Source organism: Streptosporangium sp. NPDC050148 (genome assembly GCF_055586505.1).
Map to the genome: position 1 here is coordinate 62,622 of NZ_JBVJIA010000039.1, position 11,978 is coordinate 74,599.

The 11,978-nt window shown below is 73.1% G+C and carries 11 protein-coding genes; 3 read left to right on the plus strand and 8 right to left on the minus strand.

Translation table 11 applies throughout. The features are described 5' to 3' along the window. Positions 1 to 40: 40 nt before the first annotated feature. Positions 41 to 646, minus strand: a complete 606-nt coding sequence (locus tag ACZ6RT_RS32055; RefSeq protein ID WP_399196936.1) for a GNAT family N-acetyltransferase — start codon at positions 644 to 646, stop codon at positions 41 to 43. A 455-nt stretch (positions 647 to 1,101) separates the two neighbouring features. Continuing rightward, on the minus strand, positions 1,102 to 1,866 hold the full coding sequence (locus ACZ6RT_RS32060) for a GntR family transcriptional regulator (protein WP_399196938.1): 765 nt from the start codon (positions 1,864 to 1,866) through the stop codon (positions 1,102 to 1,104). 136 nt (positions 1,867 to 2,002) lie between these two features. Between ACZ6RT_RS32060 and ACZ6RT_RS32065 the strand changes: the two genes are divergently transcribed. Beyond that, positions 2,003 to 2,356, plus strand: a complete 354-nt coding sequence (locus ACZ6RT_RS32065) for a hypothetical protein (RefSeq protein ID WP_399196939.1) — start codon at positions 2,003 to 2,005, stop codon at positions 2,354 to 2,356. 222 nt (positions 2,357 to 2,578) lie between these two features. Here ACZ6RT_RS32065 and ACZ6RT_RS32070 read toward each other — a convergent pair whose 3' ends face one another. After that, the gene (locus ACZ6RT_RS32070; protein WP_399196940.1) at positions 2,579 to 3,373 is read right to left on the minus strand and encodes a glucose 1-dehydrogenase; all 795 of its coding nucleotides are present in this window, start codon (positions 3,371 to 3,373) and stop codon (positions 2,579 to 2,581) included. A gap of 174 nt (positions 3,374 to 3,547) precedes the next feature. Between ACZ6RT_RS32070 and ACZ6RT_RS32075 the strand changes: the two genes are divergently transcribed. Continuing rightward, the gene (locus tag ACZ6RT_RS32075) at positions 3,548 to 4,846 is read left to right on the plus strand and encodes a DUF2252 domain-containing protein (protein ID WP_470157571.1); all 1,299 of its coding nucleotides are present in this window, start codon (positions 3,548 to 3,550) and stop codon (positions 4,844 to 4,846) included. Here ACZ6RT_RS32075 and ACZ6RT_RS32080 read toward each other — a convergent pair. The 5 genes from ACZ6RT_RS32080 to ACZ6RT_RS32100 all read right to left on the minus strand — a co-directional run bounded on the left by ACZ6RT_RS32080 (position 4,818) and on the right by ACZ6RT_RS32100 (position 10,735). Continuing rightward, positions 4,818 to 5,804, minus strand: a complete 987-nt coding sequence (locus tag ACZ6RT_RS32080; RefSeq protein WP_470157572.1) for an ABC transporter ATP-binding protein — start codon at positions 5,802 to 5,804, stop codon at positions 4,818 to 4,820. The genes ACZ6RT_RS32075 and ACZ6RT_RS32080 overlap by 29 nt on opposite strands. Beyond that, a complete protein-coding gene (locus ACZ6RT_RS32085) occupies positions 5,801 to 6,784 on the minus strand; it encodes an ABC transporter ATP-binding protein (protein WP_470157573.1) in 984 nt (327 codons plus the stop codon). The genes ACZ6RT_RS32080 and ACZ6RT_RS32085 overlap by 4 nt, the downstream gene beginning before the upstream one ends. Next, positions 6,781 to 7,704, minus strand: a complete 924-nt coding sequence (locus ACZ6RT_RS32090; RefSeq protein WP_470157574.1) for an ABC transporter permease — start codon at positions 7,702 to 7,704, stop codon at positions 6,781 to 6,783. The genes ACZ6RT_RS32085 and ACZ6RT_RS32090 overlap by 4 nt, the downstream gene beginning before the upstream one ends. Continuing rightward, on the minus strand, positions 7,701 to 8,756 hold the full coding sequence (locus tag ACZ6RT_RS32095; RefSeq protein ID WP_470157578.1) for an ABC transporter permease: 1,056 nt from the start codon (positions 8,754 to 8,756) through the stop codon (positions 7,701 to 7,703). Before ACZ6RT_RS32095 ends, ACZ6RT_RS32090 begins: the two co-directional genes overlap by 4 nt. A 107-nt stretch (positions 8,757 to 8,863) precedes the next feature. Further along, a complete protein-coding gene (locus ACZ6RT_RS32100; RefSeq protein WP_470157575.1) occupies positions 8,864 to 10,735 on the minus strand; it encodes an ABC transporter substrate-binding protein in 1,872 nt (623 codons plus the stop codon). A gap of 270 nt (positions 10,736 to 11,005) precedes the next feature. On the opposite strand from ACZ6RT_RS32100, the gene ACZ6RT_RS32105 reads away from it, so the two are divergent. After that, entirely contained in the window at positions 11,006 to 11,767 is a 762-nt protein-coding gene (locus tag ACZ6RT_RS32105; RefSeq protein WP_470157576.1) for an SDR family oxidoreductase, read from the plus strand. Positions 11,768 to 11,978: the final 211 nt, after the last annotated feature.

Below are 11,978 nucleotides of genomic sequence, written 5' to 3' on the forward strand. Positions count from 1 at the left end.
ATGGAGGCTATCCGATGCCTTTGTCCTGTACCGCCCCGGTTCAGACGTGCTCGGGGACGGGCGCCCCGCGACGGTCCGAGAAGGGCAGCCCCAGACCGGACGCGCGACCACGCAGACCTCCCGGCCGCTGGAACAGGGCGCCGGACGCGCGGTGCGGCAGGTCGACCGTGCGGAGGTGCGTGAAACGCTGCCCCCGATAGTAGCCCTGCAGCCCCGGGTTGTCCTTGGAGCAGTCAAGCCGGAGCCATCTCTTTCCCAAGGACAGGACCCGCAGGCCCGCCCAGTCCAGGAGCGCCTCCCCGAGCCCCCTGCCGGAGTGGTCGCGCGCCACCGCCAGCTTGTGGACGTAGAGCGCCGCGCCCGGGTCGTCGGCGGGCGTCCAGAACTCGGGGTCGGCGTGACCGTCCAGCGCGAGGGTGGCGGCGGGCCCGTCCTGGCCCTCCAGCAGGTAGAGGGTCCCCTCGTCGATCAGGGGGGCGATGCGGCCGGCGGGGAAGCCCCCGGCGGGCCACTGCCGTACGCCGCGGCGGTTCAGCCAGGCGGCGGTCTCGGCGAGGAGCGCGAGCACCCCGTCGAGGTCGCCGCCGGTGGCCCGGCGCAGCGTGAGCGGACGCGCGGTGGTGAGACCGGCGGTGTTCGAGTGCATGGTTCTTCCCTTCGTTGCGTTCGGTACACGAGATGACACGGAGAGTGCCCGTACGACGACGTACGGCGTCCGTGCCGGACTAGGCGGGTGCCTAGGGACTCGGGGCGATCGGGGAGATCGCGGGGGGCGCGGAGGGCGCGGAGGGCGCGGAGAGGACGGAGCCCGGAAAGACCGCGGGAGGTCCGGAGACCGGGGCCGGGGAGCCCGGGGAGCCGGGGAAGGCCGTGGGGGGTCCGGGGTCCGGGGGGCCGGGGAAGGCCGCGGGAGGCCGGGGGACCGTGGGGCGCGAGCGGGCCGCGGAGGGCGGGGGCACCGCGCGGGCCGCGGGGACCGCGGGCAGAGGGAGGGGCCCGGGGAGGGACGGGTGGTGTCCGGGCGCCCGTCGGACACGGCCCGGTGGTCGCCCGCGTCGCGGGCGGAGCCAGGGCCGGCCCGTGCGGGCGGTCACGGAGACGTCAACGGCTTTCCAGCTCGTACCTGATCAGATGCTTGTCCGCCGGCAGGACGGACATCGCCACCCGTACGGGGGTGTCCTCCTCGTCGTAGCCGACCCGGACGTAGACGACGACCGGCGTGCCGAGCTGGAGCTGGAGCCGCTCGGTCTCGGCGCTGTTGGGCATCCGCGCCCAGATGTCGTCCACCACCCGCACCTGCCGGTGGCCGAGCTCCTCGAGGACCTTGTTCGCCCCCCGCACGATGTCCCCTGGCCGGGCGATCTCCGAGTCGGCGACCAGCGTGAGCGGGAAGTAGGAGTCGTTGGTGTTGTACGGCTGGCCGTCCACGAAGCGCAGCCTGCGGCGGACCACGGCGAGCTCCTCGTCGGCGAGCTCCAGCCTGCTGGCGATCTCCTCGGGCGGCTCCACGATGGAGACCTCGATCTCCTGGCTGGGCACGCGCCCCTCCTGGGAGACGGCCCAGGCGAAGGCCTCCCTGTACTCCCCGTCCGCCCGGACCCGCTCGGGCCGGGGCTGCAGCTCGCGCTGGGGGTGCATGAGCAGCGGGCGGCGTTCGCGCACCACGGTGCCCCGGCGCGGGGTGCGGGTGACCAGGCCCTCGTTCACCAGCTCGCCGAGGGCCAGCCGCACGGTGTTGCGGCTCACCTGATGGGTGGTCATGAGTTCCGCCTCGGTCGGCAGCTGATCTCCCGGCCCGAGCGCACCGGAGTAGATGGTTCTCCGGAGGTCGGAGGCCACCAGTTGATACAGCGTTGACCGCGCCATTAAGTCCCCTTTGTGCCAACAAAACTAGACGATCTGGTTCTAGCGGGGAACAGCCCCTTGACCCAACCTCCCAAGACCCGCATCATCCAATCGTTGGTACAAATCCATCGAAAGGTCAGCGAGGGGGTGGAGGCCGGTGCTGTCGGCCCGCACGGGTACGCCACATCTGCCCTGGCGCGATCCCCGCGAGGCGACGCGTCTCCTGCGCTACGCGTTGCACCGTCAGGGATTCACGCACACCTACCAGAGCAATGCCAGCGGCATGTCGGTGCTGTCGGTACTGACTGAACTGACCGTTTGGTGTAAGAACGGGATGTTTGTCTGGAATGAGGACGGCCACGAGTCGACCCATCCGGCGGACGACCCGGTGGGTGCGGCCCGGCTCATCTCACGGCACTACCGGTCCCCCGCGCCCGGCGACGACCTCACGGAGGAGGAGGCGGACCAGGCGGTCCGCGCCTTCACCGCCACAGACTCCGCGCGCGACTAGCGGCCGAGGACCCCATCCCTCGCCGGGGTCCTCCGCCGCCGCGCCGGAGCGGAACGCGTCCTGGCGGGTCCCCCACGCCCGCCAGGGCGCGCTTCCCCTCACGGAGGCGCACCCGGCGGGCCCGGACCCGCCGGGACGCCTCTGCACCGCCTTCCCGGCGGCGCCCTCCCCGGACGCGAGTACGCGAAGGGCTGCCGGTGATCCGCGGCGCCGTTCCCGCCGTCAGATGAGGCCGCCGTCGGCGCGGACGTTCTGGCCGGTCAGCCAGCGCCCGTCCGGCCCCGCCAGGAAGGCCACGACGTCGGCGATGTCCGAGGGGGTGCCCAGCCGGCCGAGCGGGGTCATCGCGGCCATCTGGCCCAGCACCTTCTCGGGGTTGCTGGAGCGCAGCAGGTCGGTGTCGGTGGCGCCGGGGGAGACCGTGTTGACGGTGATGCCCCGCCCGCCCAGCTCGCGGGCCGCGACCGCGGTGAGCTGTTCCAGGGCGCCCTTGCTCGCCACGTAGGAGGCGCTGCCGGGAGCGGCCCTGACCGTGTTGACGGTGGAGATGTTGACGATGCGCCCGCCGTCGCGCATGTGCCGGGCGGCGTGGCGGATGGTCAGGAAGGGCGCCTTGGCGTTGACCGTCATGGCGCGGTCGTAGTGCTCCTCGGTGGTCTCGGCGAGGGGGGTCGGCGGGAGGTACGGCGCGGCGTTGTTGACCAGGATGTCCAGGCCGCCGAGGATCTCCCCCGCGGTCTCCATCAGCCGTTCGGCGGCGCCCGGCTCGGCGAGGTCGGCCTGGACGGCGCGGGCGCTGCCGCCCGCCTCCTTGACCGTGCGCTCCACGTCGGCCGCGGCCGCGGCGTCGCTCGCGTAGCCGAAGACGACGTCCGCCCCGTCGCGGGCGAGACGCTCCACGATCGCCCTGCCGATGCCCCGGGACCCCCCGGTGACCACGGCCGCCTTGCCCTCCAGCACCGACATGCCCGCCTCCACGGTCTCCGCGGCCTCGCCGGCCCCGGCGACCGGCCGCACGGTCCTTCCGCCTTCGACCCTATGATCGCGGGGCGCGGTTGTCGACGCCCCGGCGGCCGCGCCCGGATCCGCGGCACGGCCGCCCCGCACCCGGGGCCCGTGCCCTGGCACGTTCCACATTCGTGACGCGCCGGGACTGGCACGCACCCGGTTCCACCGCCTACGGTGCGCACCATGAACACCGATGGGCGCTCGGCGCACATTCTCGACGTCCTGGTCACCGAGTTCGGCGACTCCATGAGGCGCGACCCGGCCGCCTTCCGGCGCAAGTTCCGCAAGATGGCCGCCTCCCCCTTCGCCTTCTACCGGGGCAGCGCCAGCCTGTTCTACGCGGACATGACCGGCGCGTTCGCCGACGACGCCTTCCTGGACGGGCCGACCCGCCGGGTCTGGATCCACGGCGACCTGCACGCGGAGAACTTCGGCACGTACATGAACGCCTCGGGCGTGCTGGTCTTCAACGTCAACGACTTCGACGAGGCCTACGTCGGCCCCTACATCTGGGACCTGCGGCGCCTCGTGGCCAGCGTCGCGCTCATCGGGTACGCCAAGGCGCTGTCGGACGAGGTCATCACCGGCCTGGTGACCGGCTTCGCCGCCTCCTACCTCGCCGAGCTGACCGCCGTCTCGCACGGCGGGGACGACGCGATCGGCTCGCTGACGCTGGACACCACGACCGGCGTGCTCCACCGGGTGCTGCAGCACGCCCGGCTGCACACCCGGGTGGCGCTGCTGGAGCTGGAGACCACCGTCGAGAACTTCGACCGCAGGTTCGCCGTGATGGACGGCCGCCACCCGGTGGACGCCGACACCCGCCGGGCCGTGGAGGCGGCCTTCCGGGACTACCTGACGACGCTGCCGGCCACCTCGGAGATCGAGCACAGGATCAAGGACTTCGCGCTCCGCACCGGTGTGGGGATCGGCTCGGCCGGGCTGCCGTCGTACAACATGCTGCTGGAGGGCCACACCCAGGCGCTGGAGAACGACGTCATCCTCTACATGAAGCAGGCGCAGGTCCCGGCCGTGGCGCGGCACATCGCCGACGAGAAGGTGCACGGCCACTTCGAGCACCAGGGCCACCGCACCGCCGAGTCGCAGCGGGCCCTGCAGGCGTACGCCGACCCCTGGCTCGGTTACACCACGCTGAACGGCGTCGGCCAGCTCGTCGCCGAGGTCTCCCCGTACTCGGCCGACCTGGACTGGGGGGACGTCAACGAGCCCGACGAGCTCGCCTCGGTGATCGGCGACCTGGGCCGGGCGGTGGCCCGGATGCACTCGGTGGCCGACGACGAGTCCAGCCACGACCTGGTCGACTTCTCCACCGAGGACGCGATCGTGGCCGTGATCGGCGACGACGCCGAGGGCTTCACCCGCACGCTCGTCGACTTCGCGCACGCCTACGGGGCGCGGGCCAGGGCCGACCACGGGCTCTTCGTCGACCTGTTCAGGAACGGTCGTCTGCCCGGCCTGTGAGCATGGTGGCCTCGGCGTGGTGGCAGGCCACGTGGGCGCCGGGCGAGGACGGCAGGACCGGCAGCGGCCTGGACGCGCAGAGCCCGTCGACCCCCGCCGCGGCCGCCGCGCCCGACGCCAGCACCTGGCAGCGCGGGTGGAAGCGGCAGCCCGCCGGGACGCGGGTCGCGTCCGGCGGCTCCCCGCCGAGCACCACCGGTGCCGGCGAGTCCGGCAGGACCGACAGCAGCGCCCGGGTGTAGGGGTGCGACGGCGCGGTGAGGACGTGCTCCACGGGCCCCGACTCGACGATCCTGCCCAGGTACATCACGGCCACGCGGTCGGCGATGTTCCAGGCCAGCCCGAGGTCGTGGGTGACGACCAGGGCGGACAGCCCCAGCTCGGCGCGCAGGCGCAGCAGCAGGGAGAGGATCTCGCCGCGCACCGAGGCGTCCAGCGAGGCCACCGGCTCGTCGGCGACCAGCACCCTGGGCTCCAGCGCCAGCGCCCCGGCGATGACGACGCGCTGGCGCTGCCCGCCCGACAGCTCGTGCGGGTGGCGGCCGAAGAACCGTTCCGGGGGACGCAGCCCGGCCCGCGACAGCGCCGACGCGACCCGCTCGCCCTCGTCGGGCAGGCGGTGGATGCGCGGCCCCTCGGCCACCGCCTCGTAGACGGTGTGCCGGGGGTTGAGCGCCCCGGTGGGATCCTGGAGCACGAGCTGCACCTCGCGCCGGTAGGCCTTCAGGGCCCGCGAGGAGTAGGCCAGCGGGGTGCCGCCGTAGCGGACCGAGCCGGAGACCGGCCGCTCCAGGCCGAGCAGGGTGCGGGCCAGCGTCGTCTTGCCACAGCCGGACTCGCCGACCAGCGCGACGATCTCCCCCTCGGCCAGGGAGAGGTTGACCCCGTCCACCGCGCGGGCCCGGCGCCCGCGCGAGACGAACTCCACGCGCAGGTCCCGCGCCTCCAGCAGGGTCATCGGGCCTCCTCGCCGACGTGCACGCACGCCGCGACGTGCGCCGGGCCGGGGATCTGCGCGGTCACCGGCCGGAGCTCGACCGGTTCCGAGGCGCACGAGACCAGCGAGACCGGGCAGCGGGGATGGAAGGAGCACCCGGCGGGCAGGTGCGCCGGGTCGGGCGGGTCTCCGCCCAGCCCGCGGGGCGCCCTGCGGGAGGCGGCGTCGCCGACGACGGGGAACGCCCCGGCCAGTGCCCGGCCGTAGGGGTGCGCGGCGTCGCGGAAGACCCGCCGCGCCGGGCCGGACTCGACCACGCGCCCCGCGTACATGATCGCCAGCCGGTCGCACGTCGCCGCCAGCACCGACAGGTCGTGAGAGATCATCATCAGGCCGATGCCGTGCTCGGCGATGAGCGAGCGGATCAGCGTGAGCACCTGCGCCTGGATCATCACGTCCAGGGCGGTGGTCGGCTCGTCGGCGACGATCAGGCGCGGCGAGCAGGCGAGCGCCATGGCGATCATCACGCGCTGGCGCTGCCCCCCGGACAGCTCGTGCGGGTAGCCGCGCGCCCGCCAGGCGGGCAGGCCGACCTGTTCCAGCAGCTCCGCCGTCCTGCGCCGGGCCCCGTCCCGGGTCGCCGCGCCGTGCACGAGCAGCGGCTCGGCGATCTGGTCCCCGATCCGCCGCACCGGGTTCAGCGCGTGCTGGGCGCCCTGGAAGACCACCGAGGCCGACGCCCACCGGACGGCGCGCAGCCGTCCCCAGCTCATGCCGAGCACGTCCTCGCCCTCCAGCAGGATCCGCCCGGACACCCGCGCGTCCCGGGGCAGCAGCCGCAGCAGGGACATGGCCAGCGTCGACTTGCCCGACCCCGACTCCCCGGCCACGCCGAGCGCCTCACCGGCCGCCAGGCCGAGCGAGACGCCCCGTACGGCGGGCACGTCCCCGGCCGCGCCCCGGTAGGTCACCGACACGTCGTGCAGTTCGAGCAGGCTCACCGGGCCACCCCCCGCAGCCGCGGGTTGAGCACGGCCTCCAGGGCGCGCCCGCACAGGGTGAACGCCAGCACCACCGCGACGATGCACAGGCCCGGCGGCAGCACGTACCACCAGGCGCCGGAGGTGGCCGCCCCCCAGTCGTAGGAGCCGCGCAGCATGCCGCCCCAGGACACCTGGCCCGAGCCCGCGCCCAGGAAGGCCAGGGTGGACTCGGCGACGATGGCGCTGGCCACCATCAGGGTGGTGTTGGCCAGCACCAGCGGGGCGACGTTCGGCAGCACGTGCCGGGTCATGACGTGCCAGTGCCCGGCCCCCAGCGCCCTGGACCTCTCGATGTACGGCCTGGCCTCGACCGCCAGCGTCTGGGCCCGGATCAGCCGCGCCGTGGAGGCCCAGGAGGTCACCCCGATCGCCAGGATGATCGTGGACGCGCCGCCGCCGAGGACGGCCGCGAGCACCATGGCCAGGACCAGCGAGGGGAGCACCAGGAACCAGTCGGTGACGCGCATCAGCACGGCCCCCAGCGGGCCGCGGAAGTGCCCTGCGGCGATCCCGAAGACCGTGCCGATCACCATGCTGAGCAGGGCGGACATGAAGCCGATGAGCAGCGAGACCCGCGAGCCCCACAGCAGCATGAGCAGGACCGAGCGGCCCGACTCGTCGGTGCCCAGCGGGAACTCCGCGCTCGGCGGTGCCATCGCGGTGCCCGTGGCCCCGGTGACGTCCATCCCCGCCGGGTCGGTGACCAGCGGCGTCACCAGGGCCGCCGTGACGGCCGCCAGCAGGATCGCCGCCCCGTACAGCCCGGACCGGTTCGCGGCGTACGCGCGGCAGAAGCGGGCCAGGGCGGCGCGGCGGCGGGCACGGGCGACGCCGCGCCGGGTCACCGTGCCGGACGGGCCTGTCGCGTCCGGGCTCATGCCGACCTCACCCTCGGGTCCAGGACGTGGTAGACCACGTCGGCCAGCGTGTTCATGACGATGACCGCGACGCAGACGAGCATGAAGGTCCCCTGCATGACCGCGTAGTCGGGTCCCTTGATGGCCTCGACGAACAGCAGGCCCAGGCCGGGCCAGGAGTAGACGAACTCCACCGAGACCGCGCCGCCCACCACGAACCCGATCTGCATGAAGACCAGCGTCACCGTGGGCAGGAGCGCGTTCGGCACGGCGTGGCAGCGCCGGACGTCGTCGTCGCGCAGTCCCTTGGCGCGGGCCGTGGTCACGTAGTCCTGGCCGATCTCCTCCAGCAGCGACGACCGCATGACCAGCAGGTACTGCGCGTAGACCACGGCCACCAGGGTGAGGCAGGGCAGCACCAGGTGGTGGGCGACGTGCAGCAGGTACATCGGCCCCCCGGGCGCGTCGACGTCCTGCATGCCCCGGGTCGGGAACAGGCCGGGCAGCGGGCCCGCCCCCGCGGCGAAGACCATCAGCAGCAGCAGTCCCAGCCAGAAGGTCGGCACCGACCACAGGGTCAGCGCGGTCCCGGTGGAGACGCGGTCGAACCTGCCGCCGTGCCGCCAGGCGGCCCTGGTGCCCTGCCACATGCCCAGGCTCACCGCGACGGCCAGCCCGGTGCCCACCAGCAGCAGCGTGGGACCCACCCGCTCGCCGATCAGCTCGGTGACCGGCCGCCGGTACTCGTACGAGGTGCCCAGGTCCAGCCGCAGGGTGCGCAGCACGAAGTCGAGGAACTGCTCGCCCAGCGGCCGGTCCAGCCCCATCCGGCGGCGGAGCAGGTCGAGCTGCTCCGGGGTGACCGGTACGTCGCGGGTGTAGGCGATGGTGGGGTCGCCGGGGATCAGGCGGAACAGGAAGAAGGTGGCGACGACCACCAGCGCGATGCTGAGCAGCGCCCCGCCGAGCTTGACCAGCGCGTAGCGCGCCAGGCTCCGGCGCGCGCCCCACGGCCCGTCCTGTCCGTCCTGTTCGCCCTGTCCGTCCGGGCCGCTGTTCCACTGTCGCGCCAGGGTACGCGGACAGGCCCACGCCGGGGTTCGCGACGAGGTTCGCGACGAGGTTCGCGACGGGGTCCGCGGCGGGGTCCGCGGCGAGGGGGCCGGGGTTCGCACGGGCGTCACTCGCGGTCGTCGGCGCGGGCGCGGCGGCGCCTGGCGAGCAGGACTCCCCCGGCGCCGAGGGCCAGCGCGGCGATCGCCGCCACCGCCACGGCGGCACCGGTGCCCGTGCCGCTCCCGGCGGGGGCCGCGGGACGCTCCACCGCCCGCAGGGAGTAGACCGGCCAGTAGCCGCTGGCGCCGTACAGCAGGCCCCTGTCCTCGGGGAGGGGGGTGATGGAGGCGATCCTGTCCCTGCGGTAGCCCTCCAGGTTGTTGGGGTAGTAGAGCGCGATGACCGGGGCCTCGGTGTAGAGGCGCCGCTGCATCCGTTTGATCAGTTTCACGCGTTCGGCCCGGTCGAGCTCGGCCAGCTGCGCCCTGTACAGCCGCTCGAACTCGTCGTCGCAGAAGAACGACTCGGTGCCGCCGCCCTGGCCGCTCGCGGTGGGCCTGCGGCCGCACAGGTGGGTGGCCAGCACCTCCTCCGGATCCGGGTTGACCGACCAGCCGCTGATCGCGATGTCGTACAGTGCCGTGCTCCCGGTCTCCTCGGTGTACCTGTTGGCGTCGATCCTGCGGACGGTGAGCGAGATGCCGATGTCGCGGAGCCAGCCGGTCAGGTACTGGGCGATCTTCTCCTCGACGGGCTCCTCGGTGCGGACGCTGAAGCGCATCTCCAGCCTGCGCCCGCCGCCGGGCATGGTCCGGATCCCGTCGGCCCCCCTGGCGTACCCGGCCTCGTCGAGGATGCGACCGGCCTCGGCCGGGTCGAAGGTGACGGCGTCGTCGCCCTCGGCCCGCCAGAAGAACTCCCGGTACATCGGCGGGACGATCGAGCCGTCGGCCGGTACGGCCAGCCCGTTCTGCACCTGCCGGACGAGGGCATTCTTGTCGATCGCGTGGTGAACGGCCCGGCGCACCCGGGCGTCCTTGAGGGCGGGGTGGCCGTCGCCGATCGGCTCGCCGCCGGAGGTCTCGGCCCCCGGGTTGAGCTGCAGGTAGGCGGCCCGGCGGCCGGGGGTGTTCCACTGCACGATGTCGGGGTGGCCGGCGAGGGCCTGGAACTGCGGGGGCGCCAGCCTGCCGATCCAGTCGACGTCGCCCTTCTTCAGACCGGCGATCGCCGCCTCGGGGTTCTCGTAGAAGACGACGTGCAGCTCGTCGATCGCGGGGGCGCCGCGCCAGTACGACGGGTTGGCCCTCAGCTTCACGTACGCGTTCTTCCGGTGCTCGACGGGGATGTAGGGGCCGTTGCCGACGGCCGGGTAGGTCTCGTTCTCGAACGTGCCGACGTCGCCGACGCCCTCCCAGACGTGCCTGGGCATGATCGGGATCGGCAGCTCCAGCATGGAGGCCTGCGGTTTCTCGGTCCTGATGACCAGGGTCCGGTCGTCGGACGCGGTGACGGTGTCGAAGTTCTCCACGGCGGGGCCGTTCGCCGTCTTGGCCGCGTCGTCGGTCATGATCTTGTTGAAGGTCCACGCGGCGTCGTGGGCGGTGACGGGCCGCCCGTCCGACCAGGTGGCGCCGGCGCGCATGGTGAAGGTCCAGGTCAGCCGGTCCGCCGAGGTCTTCCACGACTCGGCCAGGTCGGGGGCGGGCGCGAGGGTCCTGGGGTCGGGCATGGTGAGCTGGCCGTAGGTCCAGCGGTGGATCGCCGTGGAGATCAGCCTGACCGCCAGGAACGGGTTCATCGAGTCCACGCTCTGGGTGGCGCCCATCCGGACGACCTTCCTGGCCGGCGGGGGTGCCTCGGCCCTCCGGCCGGCCGTCCCGTCCGGCTCGGCGGCCGGCGCCGATCGGGGATGCGCGGCCGAGGCGTGGGCGGGGACCGGCGCCTGGATCGGCGGGAGGATCGACACCGAGAGCGCCAGACCCAGTGCCGCCATCCGCGCACCCGTTGCGGCCATGGTGTGCCTCGCCTTCGCGTCGATGATCCCTGACAACGAAGGCACACCATCCGAACAGCTCCTGTCAATGAGCGTTGGAAGATTGTTTCATTCTATTTTTATTCTCCGGCTTTATTTTTCAGGACGTTTCTCCCGTACGGGCACGAAGCCCGGGAAAAACCGATCCCATCGGCTCGGCCGTGCCGTCCCGGTCAGGAACCGACCGGTCGGTATGGACGGGGTCGCGGGGCGTGCGGCATGCTACCGAACATGACTCTGTTCTCCGTGGAAGGCAAGACCGTCGTCGTCACCGGCGGCTCCCGTGGAATCGGCCGGATGATCGCGGCCGGGTTCGTCGACGCGGGGGCCACGGTGTACATCTCCTCGCGGAAGGCGGCCGAGGTCGAGAAGACCGCCGCCGAACTGGGATGCGTCGCCGTACCGGCCGACCTGTCCACCGAGGACGGGGCGTCCGCGCTGTTCGAGGCGGTCTCCGGGCGCGAGTCCCGCCTGGACGTGCTGGTCAACAACGCCGGGGCGACCTGGGGGGCACCGCTGGAGGAGTACCCCGGGCAGGCGTTCGACAAGCTCTGGGGGATCAACGTCAAGGGCGTGTTCCACCTGACCCAGCGGTTCCTGCCGATGCTGCGCGCCTCGGCGACCCCGCAGGACCCGGCCAGAGTGATCAACATCGGCTCGGTGGACGGCATCCGGGTGCCCTCGATGGAGAACTACGCCTACTCGGCCGCCAAGGCCGCCGTGCACATGCTCACCCGCCACCTGTCCCAGCGGCTCGCCAAGGAGTCGATCACGGTCAACGCGATCGCGCCGGGGCCGTTCGAGTCGAAGATGATGGCGTTCGCCCTCGACGACCCGGAGATGCGCGCGGCCGTGGCGTCCCATGTCCCGCTGGGCCGCATCGGCACTCCCGAGGACATGGCGGGCACCGCGATCTTCCTGTCCTCCCGGGCCGGCGCCTACCTGACCGGGGCCGTGATCCCGGTGGACGGCGGCATCTCCGGCCACGCGTAGGCGCGGGCGGGTCGGCCCTCGCCCGTACCACCCGTGACACGAGCGTGGAGTCCTTACCTTGCCGTGACCCTTTCCAGGTGTCAGCTTTACCTCATGCTGAAGCGTTTCACGGCGGTGGGGGGGGGGGGGGGGGGGGGGGGGGGGGGGGGGGGGGGGGGGGGGGGGGGGGGGGGGGGGGGGGGGGGGGGGGGGGGGAGGGGGGGGGGGGGGG

Excerpts from the sequence above, each read along its gene's own strand:
- ACZ6RT_RS32055 (WP_399196936.1), bottom strand. The coding sequence starts at position 646 with ATGCACTCGAACACCGCCGGTCTCACCACCGCGCGTCCGCTCACGCTG.
- ACZ6RT_RS32105 (WP_470157576.1), top strand. The coding sequence starts at position 11,006 with ATGACTCTGTTCTCCGTGGAAGGCAAGACCGTCGTCGTCACCGGCGGC.
- ACZ6RT_RS32100 (WP_470157575.1), bottom strand. The coding sequence starts at position 10,735 with ATGGCGGCACTGGGTCTGGCGCTCTCGGTGTCGATCCTCCCGCCGATC.
- ACZ6RT_RS32080 (WP_470157572.1), bottom strand. The coding sequence starts at position 5,804 with ATGACCCTGCTGGAGGCGCGGGACCTGCGCGTGGAGTTCGTCTCGCGC.
- ACZ6RT_RS32075 (WP_470157571.1), top strand. The coding sequence starts at position 3,548 with ATGAACACCGATGGGCGCTCGGCGCACATTCTCGACGTCCTGGTCACC.
- ACZ6RT_RS32090 (WP_470157574.1), bottom strand. The coding sequence starts at position 7,704 with ATGAGCCCGGACGCGACAGGCCCGTCCGGCACGGTGACCCGGCGCGGC.
- ACZ6RT_RS32060 (WP_399196938.1), bottom strand. The coding sequence starts at position 1,866 with ATGGCGCGGTCAACGCTGTATCAACTGGTGGCCTCCGACCTCCGGAGA.